At 74.4% G+C, this 18,836-nt stretch carries 11 protein-coding genes and 1 pseudogene; 11 read left to right on the top strand and 1 reads right to left on the bottom strand.

Going from position 1 to position 18,836, the window contains the following annotated elements:
* Positions 1-183: 183 nt before the first annotated feature.
* Positions 184-2,076 (bottom strand): AMP-binding protein, encoded by a 1,893-nt coding sequence (locus OG344_RS16825; RefSeq protein WP_405089024.1) that lies wholly within the window; start codon positions 2,074-2,076, stop codon positions 184-186.
* A 224-nt stretch (positions 2,077-2,300) separates the two neighbouring features.
* On the opposite strand from OG344_RS16825, the gene OG344_RS16820 reads away from it, so the two are divergent.
* From OG344_RS16820 to OG344_RS16770, 11 genes and pseudogenes are all read left to right on the top strand, one after another.
* A complete protein-coding gene (locus tag OG344_RS16820; protein WP_327044224.1) occupies positions 2,301-3,083 on the top strand; it encodes an alpha/beta fold hydrolase in 783 nt (260 codons plus the stop codon).
* On the top strand, positions 3,080-6,226 hold the full coding sequence (locus OG344_RS16815) for a condensation domain-containing protein (protein ID WP_405089023.1): 3,147 nt from the start codon (positions 3,080-3,082) through the stop codon (positions 6,224-6,226). Before OG344_RS16820 ends, OG344_RS16815 begins: the two co-directional genes overlap by 4 nt.
* A gap of 35 nt (positions 6,227-6,261) precedes the next feature.
* The gene (locus OG344_RS16810; protein WP_150929924.1) at positions 6,262-6,462 is read left to right on the top strand and encodes an MbtH family protein; all 201 of its coding nucleotides are present in this window, start codon (positions 6,262-6,264) and stop codon (positions 6,460-6,462) included.
* A gap of 35 nt (positions 6,463-6,497) precedes the next feature.
* Positions 6,498-10,976 (top strand): amino acid adenylation domain-containing protein, encoded by a 4,479-nt coding sequence (locus OG344_RS16805; RefSeq protein WP_405089022.1) that lies wholly within the window; start codon positions 6,498-6,500, stop codon positions 10,974-10,976.
* A 26-nt stretch (positions 10,977-11,002) separates the two neighbouring features.
* The gene (gntD, locus tag OG344_RS16800; protein WP_405089021.1) at positions 11,003-12,124 is read left to right on the top strand and encodes a guanitoxin biosynthesis L-enduracididine beta-hydroxylase GntD; all 1,122 of its coding nucleotides are present in this window, start codon (positions 11,003-11,005) and stop codon (positions 12,122-12,124) included.
* Positions 12,121-14,337, top strand: a complete 2,217-nt coding sequence (locus tag OG344_RS16795; RefSeq protein WP_405089020.1) for an amino acid adenylation domain-containing protein — start codon at positions 12,121-12,123, stop codon at positions 14,335-14,337. Before gntD ends, OG344_RS16795 begins: the two co-directional genes overlap by 4 nt.
* Positions 14,334-15,239: a prephenate dehydrogenase dimerization domain-containing protein gene (locus tag OG344_RS16790; protein ID WP_405089019.1), complete on the top strand. Its 906-nt coding sequence runs from the start codon at positions 14,334-14,336 to the stop codon at positions 15,237-15,239. The genes OG344_RS16795 and OG344_RS16790 overlap by 4 nt, the downstream gene beginning before the upstream one ends.
* Positions 15,236-16,906 carry a benzoylformate decarboxylase gene (gene mdlC, locus OG344_RS16785; RefSeq protein WP_405089018.1) on the top strand — a complete coding sequence of 557 codons (1,671 nt, stop codon included), beginning with the start codon at positions 15,236-15,238 and terminating at the stop codon, positions 16,904-16,906. The genes OG344_RS16790 and mdlC overlap by 4 nt, the downstream gene beginning before the upstream one ends.
* Positions 16,860-17,741 (top strand): thiopeptide-type bacteriocin biosynthesis protein, encoded by an 882-nt coding sequence (locus OG344_RS16780; RefSeq protein ID WP_405089107.1) that lies wholly within the window; start codon positions 16,860-16,862, stop codon positions 17,739-17,741. Before mdlC ends, OG344_RS16780 begins: the two co-directional genes overlap by 47 nt.
* Positions 17,654-18,283: pseudogene (locus OG344_RS16775) on the top strand (lantibiotic dehydratase C-terminal domain-containing protein); the annotation flags it as partial. The gene OG344_RS16780 and the pseudogene OG344_RS16775, both read left to right, overlap by 88 nt.
* Positions 18,284-18,408: 125 nt before the next feature.
* Entirely contained in the window at positions 18,409-18,819 is a 411-nt protein-coding gene (locus OG344_RS16770; RefSeq protein WP_405089236.1) for a hypothetical protein, read from the top strand.
* Positions 18,820-18,836: the final 17 nt, after the last annotated feature.

Raw genomic sequence — 18,836 nt, 5'->3', positions numbered from 1 at the left:
TCACCGCGGTGCCCGGGTGAAGCTGCTCGAAGAGCAGCAGCCCCGTCTGCGCGGGGCTGACCGCCCCCTCACCGGCGTCGGTGCCGGCGGCGGACACGGCGGACACGGCGGCGGGCACGGCGGCGGACACGGCCGCCCGGTCGCGCCAGCGCCGGACCAGGTCGCGTCCTACGGCGTGCTCGCTCACCGCGACCCACCGGCCTCGGTCAGTGCCGCGATCCGGGCCGCGACCTGGGCGCCGGAAACACCCTGTTCGCGCCAGCCGGCCATGAGCCGGGCCGTGACCTCGCGGGGCGACTGGGCCGACAGCACGACCTCGATCGGCACGGGCAGCGCGAGCGCGTCCTCCAGGATCGCCGCGATCTCGGCGACCCGGACGGAGTCACCGCCGATGCTGCTCAGGTTCTGCGTCGGCGCGCACTCGCCCACGTCGCACACCGCCGCGAACACACCGGCGAGGAACCGCTCCACGGGCGCCGCGCGGTCACCGATGACCTCTCCCCTGAGCTCGCCGGCCGCATACCGGGTGCGGGCCAGCGAGCGCTGGACCTTGCCGCTCGTCGTACGGGGAATGGCGCCGGGCGGGCAGACCACGACGATGTCCACCCGGGCGCCGGTGGCGGCCAGCACCCTGGTCCTGAGGTCGGCGGCGATCGTGGCCCGGTCGACGTCCACCCCGGCCCGGGCGAGTTCGACGGCCAGCACGATCTGTTCGCCCTCCGCGCGCTCCACCATGAACGCCGCCGCCGTCGGCCGCAACGCGGGGTGCCCGTCGACCGCGGCCGACTCCAGGTCGTGGGCGTGGAAGTTCACGCCGCTCTGGATGAGCACGTCCTTGGACCGGCCGGTGACGAACAGGTGCCCGTCTCGCAGGTAGCCCAGATCGCCGGTGCGCAGGTAGCGCTCGCCGCCGAGTTCGCCGAACGACCGGTCGTCGGAGTCGTTCCAGTAGCCGCGGCAGACGCTCGGCCCCCGGACCCAGATCTCGCCGTTCTCCCCGTCCGCCGCCGGGGCGCCGTCGTCCACGACCACCACGGAGTGCCCGTCGACGGCCGGGCCGCAGTCCACCCGTCCGTCCTCGCCGACGCCGTCCCCGGGCGAGAAGTGCCGCCCGGTGACGATCAGGGTGGCCTCCGCCAGTCCGTAGCAGGGCAGGAACGCCTCCGGCCGGAACCCGTTGCCGGCGAAACGCTCGGCGAAGGCCCGCAGCGTGCCCGGGCGGATCGGCTCCGCGCCGTTGAACGCGAGCCGCCACCGGCTCAGGTCCAGCCCGGACAGGTCGGCGCCGCGGGCGCGGCGCACACACAGGTCGTAGGCGAAATTCGGCCCGCCGGTGTGCGTTACCCCCATTTCCGAGATCTGCCGCAACCAGTCGAGCGGTTGCCGGAGAAAATGCACGGGCGACATCAGCCGGACCGGAAATCCGCCGTACCCGGGCGTCAGAATGCAACCGATCAGACCCATGTCGTGGTACGGCGGAAGCCATGAGATAACCCGGATGTCCCGATCGACGCGAAACACGTCGCTGATCGCCCGGATATTCGCGACGAGATTGGCGTGGTCGAGGACGACGCCCTTCGGCTGCCCGGTGCTGCCGGAGGTGTACTGCACCAGCGCCACGTCGTGCGGCCGCGGCAGGGCCTCCGGCTCCACCGGCTCGCCCGCCTCCGAGATCACCGGTGGCAGCGGCACGCCGCCCACGGGGATGAGCGCCAGGATCGCCGGGTCGGCCAGCAGCGACGTCGCGCCGGAGTCGGCGAGGATCCGGGCGAAGCGCTGCGCGATCCGGTCGGCCGCGCCCATCAGCGGCGGATACGTCGGCACCGCGGGCACCCCGGCCAGGAAACAGGCCCAGACGGCGGCCACGAGGTCGAGGCCGGGCGGATACAGCAGCAGCGCCGGCCCCTCCTTGGGCAGCCGCCCGGCGAGGCCGCAGGCCCGCCGCCACAGCTCACCGTAGGTCATCGCGTCGACGCGGCCGTCGTCGTGCAGGTACTCGTACGCCACCTGGCCGGGGCGTCCCGCGGCGTGGTCGGCCAGGACGTGGGCGAGCGTGCGATTGGCCGGAGTGGGCATCGCTGGGGCTCCTTCGCGTGGTGACTGCGGCGGGCGGAGCCCGGCGCGGCATTACCGACGAGGCGGCGATCAGAATGTAAGAAGGCCCGCTCTCGCCCGGTTCTCAGGCGTCTACCGGCGTTCTCTCAGTTTCCGAACGAATTCTTGACGGATCCCGCGGTAAAGCTGTGCCATGAATTCACGAATTACCCGCGGCGGGATCCGATATTTCCACGGAGGTGTGCATGGCCCGCATGAGATCATGCTGGTTGGCCTCGTTCGCCGATGTGCCGGATCCGGCGTGCGAACTCGTGTGCTTTCCGCACGCCGGAGGCAGCGGGTCGGTGTTCCGGGGGTGGCAGCGCCACACCCGGAGCCTGCGCGTCACCGCCGCGTGCCTGCCGGGCCGGGAGGTGCGCCTCAGCGAGCCGGCGATCCCGGACCTCGACCGGCTGACCGCCGCCCTGCTCACCGCCGTCACCCCGCTCACCGGGCGGCGTTACGCGTTCTTCGGCCACAGCATGGGCGCGCTGGTGGCCTTCGAGCTGACCCGGCGGATCCGCGACGCCGGCCTGCCGCTGCCCGCCGGGCTGTTCGTCGCGGGCCTGGAGGCGCCCCACCTGGTGCGGTTCGACCCCGCGCACGACCTGCCGCGCGACGAGCTCGTGGCGTGGCTCCACCAGGGCCAGGGCCTCGACGCCGAGGTGCTGGCCTATCCGGAGCTGATCGACCTGATGCTGCCGACGATCCGCGCCGACCTGGCGGTGGCAGAGAACTACCGCTTCCGGCCGCTCGCGCCGCTGCCGGTGCCGGTCCACGTCCTGCACGGCCGCGACGACGAGGTGGATGTCGCCGCCGGCGGCGCGTGGGCGGAACTGACGTCCGGGGAGTGCCGCGTGACGACGTTCGACGGCGGCCACTTCTTCGTCCGGGAGCACGAGGGCCGGATCGTCCGCCTCATCGAGGACGCCCTGACCACGACGACGCCTGCCAGGGAAACCGGGGACATCGGGGGAATCGAACGATGACGAGCTCGTCCTACGTCGGCGCGGTCGGCAGCGGCCCCGAACGCGACTACGGCGACATGATGATCCTGCCCGCCGCGCCGTCCCAGCGGCAGCTGTGGTTCCTGTGTCAGTGGGACCCCGCCGCCAACGCCGCGTACAACGTCACCAGCGCGGTGCGGCTCACCGGCCGGCTCGACCCGGTGCTGCTCCAGCGGGCGCTGAACCAGGTGGTCGCCCGGCACGAGAGCCTCCGCGCGGGGGTCGGGGTGGTCGACGGCGACCCCCGTCAGGTCGTCGCGGTGGAGACGCTGGTGGCGCTGCCCACGGTCGACTGCTCGCACCTCGATCCCGAGGCCGCCGAGCAGTACGTGCAGCGCGCGGCCGAGGAGCAGGCCGGCCTGCCGTTCGTGCTGGACGAGCCGCCGCTGCTGCGGGTGCTGCTGGTGCGGGAGGCCGCCGACCGGCACACCCTGATCGTGGTCATCCACCACATCTGCTGCGACGGCTGGTCGATCGAGGTCTTCTACCGCGACCTCGCCGAAAGCTACCGCCGCCTGCTCGACGGCGAGGGCCCGCTTCCCGAGCTGCCCATCCAGTACGCCGACTACATCGCCTGGCGGGAGGACTCCCTCGCCGGCGAGCCGCTGCGCGACCTGGTCGCGCACTGGTGCGGAACGCTGGCGGGGGTCCGGCCGCTCCCCCTGCCCGTCGACCACCCCCGCCAGGCCCAGCGGCGCATGGCCGCGGGCCGGCTGGAGGAGACGCTGCCCGCCGGCGAGGCGGCGGCCCTCGACGCCCTCGGCAGGGGCTGTGAGGCGACCCCGTTCATGGTCCTGCTCGCCGCGTTCGCGGTGACCCTCGCCCGTGTCACGGGGCAGCCGGACGTCGCGGTCGGCACCCCGGTGGCCGGGCGGCACCACCCCGACGCCGAGGACGTCATCGGGTTCTTCGCCAACCCGCTCGTGCTGCGCACCCGCCTGCCGGAGGGCGCCGGGTTCGGCGACGCCGTGCGCGCCGTACGCGACACCTGCGTGGAGGCCTTCTCCCACCAGGAGATGCCGTTCGACCGGCTGGTGGAGGAGCTGCGCCTGCCGCGGGCGATCGACCGCAACCCGGTGTTCGACGTGATGTTCTCCATGCAGAACACGCCCGGCGTCCTCGCGCGGCTGCCCGAGCTGACCATGGTCCCGGTCGACCTCGCCGTCACGTCGGCGAAGTTCGACCTGTGGCTGACGGTCCTGCCGGACGCCGACGGCCTGCGGCTGCGGCTCGACTACGACCGCGACCTGTACGACCCGGACACGGCGCGGCTGCTGCTGGACGTCTACCGCGCGGTGCTGGCCGAGGTCCGCCGCGACCCCGGCGTACGCTGGGGCGCGCTCCCACGCGCGGACGCCGGGGAGCGCGCGCTCGCCGAGCGCCGGTCGCGCGAGGAGACTCCCGTGCTGCCGGACGGCACTCTCCTCGACCTGCTCGCCGACCGATCTTCCGGCCGGTCCCGCACGGTCCGCGCCGCCGACGCCGAGATGAGCCACGCCGACCTGCGTACGGCCGCTGCCAGCCTCGCGGCGCGGCTGCGGGCCGAGGGCGTCGGGCCGGGCGTCGTCGTCGCGACGCCGCCGCTGCCGTCGGCGGCGCTCGTCGTCGCTGCGCTGGCGGTCTTCGAGACGGGCGCGGTCCTCACGTACGGCTCGCGCCACCCGCGTGATGGTGCGTTCGTCACGTTCACGGCGGACGACTGGCTGGTCACCACCGGCCCCCGCTTCGACCCGGTGCCCTCCGGCTCGGCGCGGGCCGGATCGCCCGCCTGGCAGGTGGACGGTGACGATCGCGACGGACACCCGGTCGTGTTCTCCCACCGCGCGCTGGCCGCCGCGGCGACGGCGGTGGCCGCGCGGCTGGGTCTCGGCCCGGACGACGAGGTCGTCCTCGTCTCCGACGGCGGGCCGGTGGACCTGGCCGACCTGCTCGCGCCGCTGACCGCCGGCTCCCGCCTGGTCCTCACGGGCGCACCGGCAGGCGGGACCGCGAACGGCACCGTGGTGGTCGCCGCGCCGCAGGTCTGGCGCCGGCTGCTGACCGAGGGCTATGTGCCGCCGCCGGACGCCCGGCTGGTCTGCGTGGGTCCCTTCGTCTCCGACGACCTGGCCGAGGCGCTCGGCCGCACCGGGAACCCAGTCTTCCTCGGTAGGCGGACGCCGCTGTCGGCGGCTCCGGTGAGCCTGTCTCCCCTGGGGGAGGTGTCCGGCCCGCCGCTCGCCGGGACCGTCCGGCGACTGCTGGACGAGACGGGCGAGCCGGTGCCCCCGGGCGTCGTCGGCGAGCTGTGGCTGTCCGGTCCCGCCGTGGTGGACAGCGCCGTGGTGGGTGCGGACGCGGTGGGTGCGGACGCGGTGGCGACCGGCGAGCGCTACCGGTGCACCCCCTCCGGTGAGCTGCGCTTCGCGGGCTACGCCGACGGCCGCCTGGTCCTGGGCGACCACGTCGTACGGCCGGACCGGATCGAGAAGCGGCTGGCCGAGGTCGAGGGGGTGCGCGAGGCCGCGGTCGTACCCGGCGAGACCGGGGCCGGGCCGCGGCTCGTCGGCTGGCTGGTGCCCGTGGACGCGCAGGCGGCCGCCACGCCCCGGACGCGCGAGGCCCTGGTGGCCACCGTGCGGGAGGCCCTGGCGAACGCGCGCGACCGGGTCCGTACGGGATCGGAGGAGCCCGGGACACCCGCCGCGTTCGGCGTTCTGCGCGAGCTGCCCCGGCTGCCGGACGGCGGGATCGACCGGGCGGCGCTCACCGCGATGTGCGCCGACGCGCTGCGGGAGGGCATCGACGAGACCCCGCCGCGCAACCGCCTGGAGCGCACGATCATCTCCGTCTTCCGGGACGTGCTGCCGGTGCCGGAGTTCGGCGTCCACGCCGACTTCTTCGCCCTGGGCGGGCACTCCGTGCTCGCCGCCAAGGTCATCGGCCGGGTGCGGGACCAGCTCGGCGTGCTCGTCCCGGTGCGCGACTTCTTCCGCAGGGCGACCGTGGCCGGCCTCGCCGAGGCCGTCGCGGAGCTGGAGGAGGAGCGCGCCCGCGCGTCCGCCGACGCATCGTCCGCCGCGTACGGCGAGCTCGCCGGACTGTCCGACGCCGACATCGACCAGTTGCTCCGCCGGCTCGGCTGAGCCGGGCCTTTCCATCCCCCCTTTAGGAGATCCCCATGGGCATCGATGACCCCGAGACCGTCTTCCAGGTCGTCGTGAACGACGAGGAGCAGTACTCCATCTGGTTCGCCGACCGGCCCGTGCCGCCCGGCTGGGCCGGCGTCGGCGTCACGGGCCGCAAGCAGGAGTGCCTGGACCACATCGAGAAGGTCTGGATCGACATGCGCCCCCGGTCGCTGCGCGAGCACGCCGCCTGAACCCCGATTCGCATCCACCGACAGGAGTACGACACATGAGCCAGCGGCCGGAATTGGAGTCGATGACCCCGGAGGAGAAGCGTGCGCTGCTCGCCAAGCTCCTGGACGGATCGGTCGAGACGACACCGAGCACCCTTCTCCTGGAGCAGCGCCGCCTGTGGCTGCTGCACCAGCTGGACAACGCCAAACCCTGGCAGGTCAGCGCCGCGGTGCGGCTGTCCGGCCCGATCGACCCGGCGGCGATGCAGCAGGCGCTCGTCGCCGTGGTGCAGCGGCACGAGGTGCTGCGGGCGACCTTCCGCGAGGTCAACGGCCAGGCCATCGCCACCACCGCGGCGGCGGTGACGCTGCGGCTGCCCGTCCACGACATCGACCCCGGCGACCTCGACGGCGAGCTCGCGCGGGTCGCGGCGGCCGAGACCGCGACCCGCTTCGACCTCGGCAGGGGGCCGCTGGTCCGCGCGTCGCTGCTGCGCGCCGCCCCGGACGACCACGTCTTCCTGCTCACCGCCCACCAGATGGTCGCCGACCGGCGCTCGGTCCGGCTGATCGTCGACGAGGTGCTGTCGCGCTACACGGCGCTGTCCGGCGGCGCCGAGGCCCCGCCCACCGGCACGCCCGCCGACTTCCGTTCGCTCGTGGACGCCCAGCGTGCCTGGAGCGAGAGCGACGACGCGGGCGAGGCCGTCGACTACTGGCGCGCCCGGCTGGCCGCCCTCAGCCCGCTGGAGCTGCCGACCGACCGGCCGCGCCCGCCGCTGAAGACCATCCACGGCGACGCGGTCACGGTTCCGGTGCCCGCCTCCCTGGCCGCCGACCTGACCGCCGGGCGCGAGGACCCCGGGCCGGCGCTGCTCGCCGCGTACGCCGCCGTGCTCTCGCGTTGTTCGCAGCAGCAGGACCTGGCGGTCGGCGTCCCGGCGGCGGGATCGTGGACCGCCCCCGGCAACACCGCCGCCGACAGCGCCGCACTGGACGGCACGCGGGACAGCACGGTCGGGCCGCTGGAGAACATCGTGCCGCTGCGCGTCGAGCTGCGGGCCGGCGACGGCCTCGGCGCGCTGACCGGGCGCGTCACCGACGCCCGCGCGCAGGCCCTGGCGCACGCGCGGCTCCCGTTCGACCGGATCGTGGACGCGGCGCAGCCCCAGCGCGACCTGAGCCGCACGCCGCTGTTCCAGACCACCTTCGCCTTCGAGGAGGACACCGAGGACCGCGCCCTGCCCGGCGCGGTGGCGCGGCCCCTCGACCTGCCGGTGACCTGGACCCCGCACGACATCGACCTGTTCGCGGTGCGGCGCGGCGACGGCCTGCACCTGCGCGCGCAGTACAACACCGACCTGTTCGACCGGGGCACGGTCGAGCGGTTCCTCGGCCACGTCCTGGTGGTGCTCACCGAGGGGCTGGCCCGCCCCGACCACCCGCTCGCCGACATCCCGCTGCTCACCCCGGAGGAGCACGAGCGGATCGTGGCCGGATGGAACGACACGCGGACCGGCCGCGACCGGTCGCTCACCCTGCACGCGCTCGTCGAGCGGGCGGCCCAGGCGCACCCGGAGCGTACGGCGATCACCGGCGGCGGCGTCGAGATCAGCTACGCCTCCCTCGACGGCCGCGCGGACGCCCTCGCGGCCGAGCTGGTCGCGCGGGGCGCCGGCCCCGAGTCACGGGTGGGCGTCGTGGTCGACCGGTCGCCGCACAGCGTGGTGGCCCTGCTCGGCGTGCTCAAGGCCGGGGCGGCGTACGTGCCGCTCGACCCGTCCTACCCGGCCGACCGGCTGACGTTCATCGCCGACGACGCCGGGATCGGCCTGCTCGTCGGACGCGCGGAGGCCCTTGCCGCCCTGCCCGTCACGCTGGCCGGGCGGGCCCGGGTCAGCGTTCCCGTCACCGACCCCGATCAGCCCGCGGGCCGTGCGGTCGTCGCGGCGGGTCCCGCCAACCTGGCCTACGTCATCTACACCTCCGGGTCGACCGGCCGGCCCAAGGGCGTCGCGGTCGAGCACCGGCAGATCGCGCACGCCACCGAGGCCCGTACGGCCTGCGAGGGGCCGGGCCTGCCCGAGCGCTACCTGGTGCTCGCGCCGCTGACCTTCGACGCGGCCGGCGGCGGCCTCTACTGGACGCTCACCCGCGGCGGCACGGTCGTGCTGCCGACCGAGACGGAGGTGCTCGACCCCCGCCTGCTGGGCCGGCTCATCCGGAACCGCGAGGTCACCCACGTCGACGGCGTGCCCTCGCAGTACGCCCTGCTGCTGGAGACCGACCTGGAGCCGCGCCCGTCCGTCCGCGCGACCGTCGTCGCGGGCGAGGCGCTCCCGCCGAGCCTGGTCGCCGAGCACTTCCGCCACTCGCCGGACGCCGCGCTGTTCAACGAGTACGGCCCGACGGAGGCCACGGTGTGGGCCTCGGTGCATCCGGTGTCGCCGGCGGACGCCGACGCGCCCCGCGTGCCGATCGGCCGCCCGATCCCGGACGCGCGGATCCACCTGCTGGACCGGCGGCTCCACCCGGTGCCCCCGGGGGTGCCGGGCGAGCTGTACATCGGCGGCGAGGGCACGGCCCGCGGCTACGTCAACCGCCCCGCGATGACCGCGGAGCGCTTCCTGCCCGACCCGTTCACGCCGGGGGGCCGGCTCTACCGGACCGGCGACCTGGCCCGCTACCGGCCCGACGGCACCATCGAGTTCCTCGGCCGGGCCGACACCCAGGTCAAGATCCGCGGGTTCCGGGTCGAGCCGGCCGAGGTCGAGAACGTGGTGCTGCGCCACCCCCTCGTCTCCGAGGCCGTGGTCACCGTACGCGAGGACCAGCCCGGCATGCCGCGCCTGGTCGCGTACATGGTGCCGGTGAGCGGCCGCATTCTGACCCAGGAGGCGCTGGTCAACCACGTGCTCGGGCAGGTGCCCGACTACATGGTGCCGAGCGCCTTCGTCACGCTGGAGCGGATGCCGCTGACCCGGCACGGCAAGATCGACCTCGCCGCGCTGCCCACGCCGCAGGAGGTGGCCGCGGGCGACTTCGTCGAGCCGCGCACCGCGCTGGAGGCGGAGATCGCCGAGACCTTCGCCTCGGTGCTCGGCCTGCCCCGGCTCAGCGTCACGGCCGACTTCTTCTCCCTCGGCGGCAACTCGCTGCTGGTGGCCCGGCTCGCCGCGCAGCTGTCGCGCCAGCACACGATCGAGCTGCCGATCGACGACATCTTCCGCGTGCCGACCGTCGAGGGCATCGCCCGGGTCGTCGAGCTCCAGCAGCGCGAGCGCAGCGCCCAGGACAACGCCGCCCTCTATCTGCAGCAGCTCGCCGACCTGCAGGCCGACGTCACGCTCGACCCCGCCGTACGGCCCGACGGCCTGCCGCACGCCCGGTGGTTCGAGCCGGAGCACGTGCTGGTCACCGGTGCCACCGGCTACCTCGGCGCCTTCGTGGCGGTCGAGCTGATCGAGCGCACCGACGCGATCGTGCACTGCCTGGTGCGCGGCCAGAGCCGGGACGAGGCATGGGACCGCCTGGAGGAGGTGCTGCGCAAGTACCGGGCATGGGACGAGTCGTACCGGTCGAGGCTGCGGGTGGTGACCGGCGACCTCGCCAAGCCGGCCCTCGGCCTGTCGAAGGAAGCGTACGACGAGCTGGCCGGGTCGCTGGACGCGATCTATCACAGCGGCGCGATCGTCAACTTCACCTACCCCTACGAGGCGATGAAGGCCGCGAACGTCCTCGGCACGGAGGAGCTGCTGCGGCTGGCGACGACCACCCGGCTCAAGGCGTTCCACCTGATCTCCAGTGTGGACGTCTTCATGGGCACGGGCGCGGAGCGCCCCTTCACCGAGCAGGACCTCACCGACCGGCCCAAAAAGATCCCCACGGGCTACCCCCGGACGAAGTGGGTCTCCGAGCGGATCGTCACCCTCGCCCGCGACCGCGGCGTGCCGGTCACCGTGCAGCGGCCGTGGATGATCACCGGTCACACCCAGACCGGCGCCTCCCACGAGACCGACTACCTGTACGTCTACCTCAAGGGCTTCCTGGACCTCGGCGTGCTGCCGCTCTACAACGACGTCATCAACGCGGTGCCCGTCGACTACACGGCCAAGGCGATCGTCTACACCTCCCTGCAGGAGGAGAACCTCGGCCGGAACTTCAACATCACCAACCGGGAGCCGACCACGATGCAGCAGTGCTACGAGTGGCTGCGGTCGTTCGGCTACGCCCTCAACGTCGTCGAGGAGGAGGAGGCCAGGCGGCAGGCCCTCGCGGTCGACGAGGACCACATCCTCTACCCGCTGACCCCGATCCTCCGCGTGGCGTCCATGCGGCACGCCGCCCTCGACCCCGACCTGCAGGAGCGGGTCAACCCGCTGGACGAGTGCCGGGTGCTGACCGCGGCCCTGGACGGGTCCGGCATCGAATGCCCGCCGGTCAACGAGGAGTGGGCCCACTCCTGCTTCCGCTTCCTCGTGGAGAACGGCTATCTCCCGGCCCCCGACGAGGTGGCCGCGCGGGTCGCGGCGTAGCGGGCGTGAGGCGAGAAAGGACCATCATGGAGGACGTCTCAACGATGCCGCGGCCGGACGGCGAGGCCACGACGGGAAGCACCGGGACGGGAAGCGTCCGTTACGTCGACCTCGATCCGGCCGAAGCTGCCCAGATCGACACCTACACCCGCACCCTCGCCGCGCGCCACGGGTCGAGCACCGCCCCGGCGCTGCTCGACGGCGCCGCGACGTACGCCCACCGCCTCCCGGAGCGTCTGGTCGGCGAACTGCTCTCCCTCCGGCTGTTCGAGCGCAGCCCGGCGCTGGTCGTCCGTGGACTGCCGGTCTCCGACGACGAGATCGGCCCCACCCCGCTCGACTGGCGGGAGCAGGCGAGGCCCGCGACCGTGCCCGCGCGGACCGCGCACGAGGTGTATCTGGTGCTGGTCGCGAGCCTGCTCGGCGACGTCTTCGGCTGGTCGTCCCTGCAGAACGGCAAGCTCGTGCACGACGTGGTGCCGATGCCGACCGAGGAGAGCGAGCAGAGCGGGCACGGCACCGTGCTGCTGGAGTGGCACACGGAGGACGGTTTCCATCCCCTGCGCTGCGACTACCTGCTCCTGCTCGGGATGCGCAACCACGACGCGGTGCCGACCACTGTGGCCGGCGTCGACGAGGTGCGGATCGACCCCGCCCACCGCGCGGTGCTCGCCCAGCCGCGCTTCCTCATCCGCCCCGACAACGAGCACCTCAACCGGCTGCGGGCACGGGCCGAAGGGGCGACGGCACTGGGCACGACGGCGCCGGGCACGGCGACGACGGGCATGTCCCCGCACAGCATCCAGCGGATGCAGGACGAGCCCGAGCCGAGCGCGGTCCTGTTCGGCCACCCCGACACGCCGTACCTGCGCATCGACCCGGTGTTCATGTCGGCGCTGCCGGGCGACGGGGAGGCCGAGGGGGCGCTGGCCGCCCTGGTCGCGTCGCTGGAAGCCAACCTGCGCGGGGTCGCGCTCGGCCCCGGCGATCTGCTCATCGTCGACAACTACCGGGCCGTGCACGGCAGGAGCGCGTTCCGCGCCCGGTACGACGGCACCGACCGGTGGCTGAAGAAGGTGCTGGTCACCCGCGACCTGCGCAAGTCGCGGGCGCACCGGTCCGCTCCGCACGAACGCGTGCTGCTGTGAACCGGCTGCCCGGCCGTACGGCCTACCCCGGAGATCCGCACCTCGACGGCGGCGTCCGCCACGGCGGCGAACTGCCGGCGTGGCTCCGCTGCGGCAGCGTGCCATCCGGCACGTCGGACACGGTGTTCCGTCCGTGGCCCGCCTCCGGCGGCTCGGCCCCGGAACACCCACAGCCGGAAGTCGCGACACCGGAAAGCGCACGGCCGGGCAGCGCGGGCACAGTAGGCGCGGTGCCGGAAGGCGCGGTGCCGACGAGCACGTGGCCGGAGGGCGGGCCGTCGCAGGCCGTCCTGGCGGCGGCCGTGGCGATCCTCCTCGCCCGCCACACGGGCGAGCCCGAGGTGCGCCTGGCCGTCGGCACTCCCCGCCCGGTCGCGCTGACCGTTCGGGTCGACGAGCGCGAAGGGGCCGCCGACCTGGTCCGCCGGGTGGCGGAGGAGCTGCGCACCGCCTCTCCCCTCCCGGCCGGCGTGTCCGTACCGCACGAACTGGTGGTGCGGTGGGCGGACGGCGGGGTGTGCCTCGACCACGACACCGGCCTGTTCGACCCCGAGGTGGTCGCCGCCCTGGCCGACCGGCTGCTCGCGGTCCTCGGGGAGATCGCCGAGGACCGCCCGGTACGCGACGTCGCCGCGCTCACCACCGCCGAGCGCGCGGCGATCGCCACCTGGTCCAGCGGCGATCCGCAGCCGGTGGAGGACGTCTGCCTGCACACCCTGATCGAGCGCCGGGCCGCGGCCGAGCCCGCGCGTACGGCGCTCGTCTGTGGCGACGTCACGCTGAGCTACGGCGAGCTGAACGCCCGGGCCAACCGGCTCGGGCGGCGCCTGCGCGCGGCCGGCGCCGGCCCCGGCGACCTCGTCGCGGTGTTCGCCGGCCGCGCCGCCGAGTCGGTCGTCGCGATGCTCGCCGTGCTCAAGACCGGCGCGGCCTACGTGCCGGTCGAGCCGTCCCAGCCCGCCGACCGCGTCCGCCGCATCCTCGCCGACTCCGGCGTACGGCTCGCGGTCGGCGGCACGACCGGGTTCCTGGGCGTACACGTGCTCGACCCGGACGACCCCGGCGCGGAAGCCGGTCACGACCCCGATCAGGACGACGACCTGGGTGTGCCGGTGCGCACGGCCGACCTGGCCTACGTCATCTACACGTCCGGGTCCACCGGCGTGCCGAAGGGCGTCGCGGTCAGCCACCGGGCGATCGTGGTGTCCACGCACGCGCGCGGGGTGGGCGGCCCGCCGCCCGAGTGCGACCTGGTCACCATGCCGCTGTGCTTCGACGGCGCGGCGGGCGGCCTCTACTGGACGCTCACCGGCGGCGGCACGGCGGTGCTGCCGACCGAGAGCGAGGCGCGTGACCCGCTGGCCCTGCGCACCCTGCTGCGGCGGGTGCCGATCACCCACATCCACTCCGTTCCGTCGCACTACGGGCTCGTCCTGGAGGCGGCCGGAGAGGAGTGCCTGGGCCGGCTGCGGCTGGTCTCGGTGGGCGGCGAGCCGATGCCGCCCCGGCTGGTCGCGCGCCACCTGCTCACCTGCCCGGACGCCGTGCTGCTCAACGACTACGGGCCGACCGAGTGCGCGGTGTGGGCCACCGCCCACCCCTGCGGCATCGCCGACGCGGCGGAGGGGCGGATCCCGATCGGCGGGCCGCTGCCCAACTACCGGGTCGAGGTCCTCGACGCCGGGCTCCGGCCGGCGCCCCCGGGAGTGATCGGCGAGATCTGCGTCGCGGGACCGGCCCTGGCCCGGGGGTATCACCGGCGTCCCGGCCTCACCGCGGCGCGGTTCCTGCCCGACCCCCGAGGCGGAGCAGGTGGCGAAGGCGGCGGGCGGATCTACCGCACCGGCGACCGCGGGTTCTGGTCACCCGGCGGCGAGCTGCACATCGCCGGCCGCACCGACAGCCAGGTGAAGATCAGGGGCTTCCGGGTGGAACTCGGGGAGATCGAGGCGGCCGTGGCGGGGCATCCGTCCGTCACCGGCTGCTTCGTCACCCTGCGGACGCCGCCGGGCGGTGCGGAGCAGGTAATCGCATTCGTCGCCGCGAGCGGCGCCCCGCCCACCGAGGACGAGCTTCGCGCGGTCGCGGCGGCCACCCTCCCCGCGTACATGCGGCCCGACCGATACGTCGTCCTCGCCGAACTGCCGCGCAACCGGAACGGGAAGATCGACGTGGCCACGCTGCGCGCCGCTGAGCCGGTGGAGTCCCGTTGACGACGGTCGTGGTCGGCGGCGCGGGCGAGGTGGGCGGGCTGCTCGCCCGCCTGCTGCTCCCGGACGGCCCGGTGGTGTGCGCGGATGTGCGGGCGGCGGAGATCCCGGGCACCGTGGCGATCGTCGCGGACGCCTGCCGCCCGTCGGCGGACCTGCTCAGCGTGCTGCGGCAGGCCGGCACGGTGGTCTTCGCGCTGCCCGAGCACGTCGCCGTCCCCGCCGTCGCCGCCTGCGCGCCCGCCGTACGGCCGGGGGCGCTGCTGGTCGAGACCCTTTCGGTCAAGGAGGCGGTCACCCCCGCGCTGGCCGGGGCGGCGGCCTCCCGGGGTGCGGAGGCGTGCGGGCTCAACCCGATGTTCGCGCCCGCGCTGGGCTGGCAGGACAACGCCGTGGCGGCCGTACGGGTGGCCGACGGCCCGCGCACCACCGCGCTGCTCGGCTCGATCACCGCCGCCGGAGCCCGGGTCGTCGAACTGACCGCCGGGGAGCACGACCGCGTCACGGCGGTCCTCCAGGCGGCCACGCACGCCGCGGCGCTGGCCTTCGGGCAGGCGGTCGTCGCGGGCGGCGCGGACGCCGAGGCGCTGCTCGCCCTGGCCCCGCCCCCGCACCTGACCATGCTCGCCGTCCTCGCCCGGATCACCGGCGGCAACCCCGACGTCTATTGGGACATCCAGGTGGCCAACCCGCACGCCGCCGCGGCGAGGGCGGCGCTGCGCGAGGCCGTCACCACGATCGACACGCTCGCCTCCACGGGCGACCGTGCCGGATTCGACGCGCTGCTGCACGGTGTCGAGAAACATCTCGGCGACCGGGCGCCGTTGCTCCGGGGATTGTGCGCCCGGCTTTTCACCATGCGGCTCTCCGCCCGTTCCGGAGAATTCTGGAGGCGTTTCCCGTGAATTCGATCGCGAGCGACAGAACGGTCCGGGACGCCACCCGCCGGCTGCTCCGGCAACTCGGCCTCACCACCGTTTTCGGAAATCCCGGAACCACCGAGATCGCATTTCTCACCGACTGGCCGGACGATTTCCGCTACGTGCTCGGGCTGCACGAATCGGTTGTCGTCGCCATGGCCGACGGCTATGCCCAGGCCACCAGGCGGCCGGTGCTGGTGAACCTGCACAGCGCGGGCGGCCTCGGTCACGGCCTCGGGCAGGTGTTCAACGCCGCGCGCGGCCACGCTCCGCTGATCGTGATGGCCGGTCAGCAGAGCAGGACGCTGCTGCGCGACGACCCCTTCCTCGGCGCCACCGACGCCACGGCCTTCCCCCGACCGTACGTCAAGTGGAGTTGCGAGCCCGCCCGGGCGCAGGACGTGCCCGCGGCGATCGCCCGCGCCTACCACGTGGCGTCCCAGGCTCCGCGAGGCCCGGTCTTCGTCTCCGTCCCGGCGGACGACTGGGACGCGGAGGCGGGCGCGCCGGTCGCAGCGCGCCCGGAGATCCCCGGCTTCGCCCCCGACCCCGCCGCCCTCGCGGCGCTGGCCGAGGCCCTGCACGGCAGCGCGCGGCCGGGCATCGTGGCCGGACCCGGCGTGGACGCGGACGGCGCGGTCGCCGGCCTCGTCGCCCTCGCCGAACGCGTCGGGGCGGGCGTCTGGGCCGGGCCGGTCTCGCCCCGGTGCTCCTTCCCCGAGGACCATCCCCTCTTCCTGGGCTTCCTGGACGCGGAGAAACGCGCCACCGCCGCCGCGCTGGCCCGGCACGACCTGGTCGTGGTGATCGGCGCGCCGGCCTTCACCTACCACGTCTACCGGGGCGAGCCCGACGTGCCCGTACCCCCGCTTTTCGTGGTCGGCGACGACGAGCAGGTGCTCGCCAGGGCGGAGACGGGCGCCGCCATCAGGGCGACACCCCGGCTCGCCCTGCAGGCCCTGGACGAAGCCCTCGACAGTACGGAGAGCAGGACGGCGAACAGGACGCCGGGCCGTCCGGTGCGCATGGCCGGCAGGGCGGCAGGTAGAGCGACCGGCAGGGCGGCCCCGCCCGTCCTCTCCCGGCCGGCGGGACCGGCGGACGGGATGATCAGCGCGGCGGAGGTCTACGCCACGCTCGCCGAACTGCTGCCCGCCGACGGGATCGTGGTGGAGGAGACGCCCAGTCACCGCAGCGTGCTGCACGACCACCTGCCGATCACCGCGACCGACACGGGGTTCCTCACCACCGCCAGCGGCGCGCTCGGCTACGGGCTTCCGGCCGCGGTCGGCGCCGCGCTGGCAAGACCGGGCCGCAGGGTCGTCGCGGTGCTCGGCGACGGGTCGGCCATGTTCGGCATCCAGGCCCTGTGGACCGCGGCCCGCGAGGGCACGCCGGTGACCTTCGTGATCCTGGACAACGCGCGGTACGCCGCGGTGCGGCTGCTCGGCGAGGCGGCCGGCGGCACGGGCATCCCCGGTGTGGACCTCGGCGGGCTCGACTTCGTCGCGCTGGCCCAGGGAATGGGCTGCGCGGCCCGGTACGTCGCCGAGCCCGCCGAGCTGAAGAGCGCGCTCGCCGCCGCCCTCGCCGACGACCGGCCGCATCTGCTGCACGTGCGCACCGACCCCGCGCCGCCGCGCATGTACTGACCCTCGTCAGGCCGACGGCCACCCCGGCCACGTCCGCACGCGCGGGGCCGCTCGCGGAGCATGTCGGCGTCTCGCCGCGAAGCTGGAACGGCACCTGGCCGCCTACCCCTCACCGCATGAGGCCACGTGGGACTCCGGGGAGTACGCCGCAGGGTACGCCGCCGCGGCCGAGCGGTTCGCCGGGGCCGAGCACCTCACCCACTACGACCGGCGGGTGCGCACCAGCGACGCGGTGGAGGCCGTCGCCTACCGCCCTGAGTACGCGACGTACGGCGGGCCGGAGGCGATCGACGCCGTGGAAGGGCACTTCTGCGACTCCAGCCGCATCGCGCTCGCCCTGCTCGACGGCGGGATCGAGCCCGGACGCAGGCGGGGTTTCGCCGCGGCCGCGCTGATGCTCGCCCTGGCGGCCTGGGAACCGGACCCCACCCGCCTCGCCCGCGCGCTCGAAGCGAGCCGCGAACGCTGGGACCCGCATGACCGGCCTTCGAACGATCGGGAACGGGCCGCGCTCACGGCGCAGCTCCTGCGCTGCCACCGTATCGCCGCCGGGGCGGAGATCCCCGGCGCCCGCGACCCCCTCGGCGCGTGGTGGCGCTCGATCGACACCCTGCGCCTGCGCGCCCTGGACCTCCAGGCGGCCGGGCGCTTCCACCCCGAAACCGCCGTCTCCTCCTTCCAGCCGCCCGGCGTCACCCGGGCGCGCGGCGACGTCCTGATCCTTCTCCTCCGCTGCGTCCACCTGCTGTGCAACCGGCTCGGGCTGCCGGGGGAGCAGGAGACGCACCTGCGTCACCTCGTCGGCACCACCTACCGCGAACTGGAGCACCGGTGAACGACCACACGACCCCCTGGCACAGCATCCAGGTGCGTTACTACGCGACGGAGAAGGACGGGCTCATCCTCGACGCCGTACGGCCGCTGCTGGCCGAACTCGGCGACCGGGTGCGGCAGCCGTACTTCGTGCGCCACTGGCGGCGCGGGCCGCACCTCCGCCTCAACCTCCGCGCCGCCGACGACGTCTGGCAGGACGAGATCCTGCCGCTGGCCACCGAACGCCTCGGCCGCTACCTCGGCGAGCATCCCTCCCGCGCGGTCCTGGACGAGGCCGCCCTGGAGGAGGCCCACCGGGCGCTGGCCCTGCGGGAGAGCGAGCTCGGCCCGCTCCGGCCGTGGTACCCGGACAACACCATCCAGGCCGAGCCGTACGAGGATCGCCGGCACGTGCTCGGCGGTCAGGCTCTGGTGGACCTGCTCGACTCCTTCTACGCCGAGAGCAGCCGGATGGCGTTCGGGACGCTGGCCGCCTTCCGCCGGGGCGACCTGTCGCTCTTCCAGCTCAGCCTCGACCTGATGATCGCCTTCGCGCACACCAGCGTGCCGCCGATCTCGCGCGGATACATGTCCTTCCGCTCCCACGCCGACGCCTTCGCCTCCTACTGCGTGGACCGCGACGGGGTACGGCGGGCTTCGAGGCGAAGTACCGGCAGCACGAGCGGCAGTTGCGTGCCCTGGTCCGCCGCCGGGTGGCCGAGGTGGACGAGGGCCGGACGCCGCCGCACGTGCGCGAGTGGCTCGACCACGTCGAGCGCGGGAAGGCCCTCGCCGCGCCCCTCATCCGCGACAGGAGGATCGACCTCGACGCCGGCCCGCGCGAGCCCGCGAGGCCGCAGCTGCACACCGTCGACTTCCACGAGATCCTGCTGGCCACCGGGCGGTACAGGACCGAGGTGCTCGGCTCCGACTGGTTCCTCGGGCACCGGCTGGCCGTCAACCTGCTCTACTCCCACCTGGGCAGGCTCGGGCTCGTGCCGCTGCAGCGCTACCTGTTCTGCCACCTGGTCGCGGCCGCGGTCGAGGCGGAGTACGGCGTGTCGCCCGTCGAGAAGGCCCTCGCCTGGGCCCGGGGCTGACTCCACAACCACCGGCA

Source organism: Microbispora sp. NBC_01389, assembly GCF_045040095.1.
Classification (GTDB): Bacteria; Actinomycetota; Actinomycetes; order Streptosporangiales; family Streptosporangiaceae; genus Microbispora.
The sequence above is the reverse complement of the archived record's forward strand: the minus strand, read 5'-3'. Positions and strand labels throughout refer to the sequence as shown.

Coding starts and splice junctions, on each gene's coding strand:
- OG344_RS16825 (WP_405089024.1), bottom strand. CDS start 2,076: ATGCCCACTCCGGCCAATCGCACGCTCGCCCACGTCCTGGCCGACCAC.
- OG344_RS16820 (WP_327044224.1), top strand. CDS start 2,301: ATGGCCCGCATGAGATCATGCTGGTTGGCCTCGTTCGCCGATGTGCCG.
- OG344_RS16815 (WP_405089023.1), top strand. CDS start 3,080: ATGACGAGCTCGTCCTACGTCGGCGCGGTCGGCAGCGGCCCCGAACGC.
- OG344_RS16810 (WP_150929924.1), top strand. CDS start 6,262: ATGGGCATCGATGACCCCGAGACCGTCTTCCAGGTCGTCGTGAACGAC.
- OG344_RS16805 (WP_405089022.1), top strand. CDS start 6,498: ATGAGCCAGCGGCCGGAATTGGAGTCGATGACCCCGGAGGAGAAGCGT.
- gntD (WP_405089021.1), top strand. CDS start 11,003: ATGGAGGACGTCTCAACGATGCCGCGGCCGGACGGCGAGGCCACGACG.